This window comes from Aquitalea pelogenes (assembly GCF_001515305.1).
Lineage (GTDB): Bacteria > Pseudomonadota > Gammaproteobacteria > Burkholderiales > Chromobacteriaceae > Aquitalea > Aquitalea pelogenes.
Map to the genome: position 1 here is coordinate 1 of NZ_LNQV01000116.1, position 557 is coordinate 557.

Sequence of the window (557 nt, forward strand, 5' to 3'; positions counted from 1 at the left end):
GAACCAGCAAACCGGGCGTGGCGTGGTGGTGGTGCTGCATGATCTGAACCTGGCCGCCCGCTTTGCCGACCGCATCATCGCCTTGCAGCGTGGTGCCTTCTGCTGCTGCTGGATGAGCCCACCTCGGCGCTGGATCTGGCCCATCAATACGAAATGATGGGCCTGCTGCGCCGCCTGAACCAGCAAACCGGGCGTGGCGTGGTGGTGGTGCTGCATGATCTGAACCTGGCCGCCCGCTTTGCCGACCGCATCATCGCCTTGCAGCGTGGTGCCTTGTATTTTGACGGCAGTCCGCTGGAGTTATTGCATTCGCCGCGGCTGTCCGGCCTGTACGGCATTGAAATCCGCTTGCTGGAGCAGGCCGGGCAGGCCTGTCCGGTGGCGGTGGTGGCCTGATATGGAGCATGTGATTGCCAAGCCCGGCCAGGGGGCCGGGGCGCATGGTCATCTGCGCTGGATATGCCACGCCTTCCGGCAATAATGGCTTACAGTCGCAGCTGTGCCGCATGGCTGGCAGCCACGGCATCCAGCAGCTTCTGGATGGCTGGCTCGACATC

General features: G+C 63.7%; 1 protein-coding gene. It reads left to right on the forward strand.

The genetic code is table 11. The annotated features are described in order from the left end of the window. Nucleotides 1-153: 153 nt before the first annotated feature. Nucleotides 154-396, forward strand: coding sequence for an ATP-binding cassette domain-containing protein (locus AWT75_RS20440; RefSeq protein ID WP_204377135.1), 243 nt, complete (start codon nucleotides 154-156; stop codon nucleotides 394-396). Nucleotides 397-557 lie beyond the last annotated feature (161 nt).

Excerpts from the sequence above, each read along its gene's own strand:
- AWT75_RS20440 (WP_204377135.1), top strand. The coding sequence starts at position 154 with ATGATGGGCCTGCTGCGCCGCCTGAACCAGCAAACCGGGCGTGGCGTG.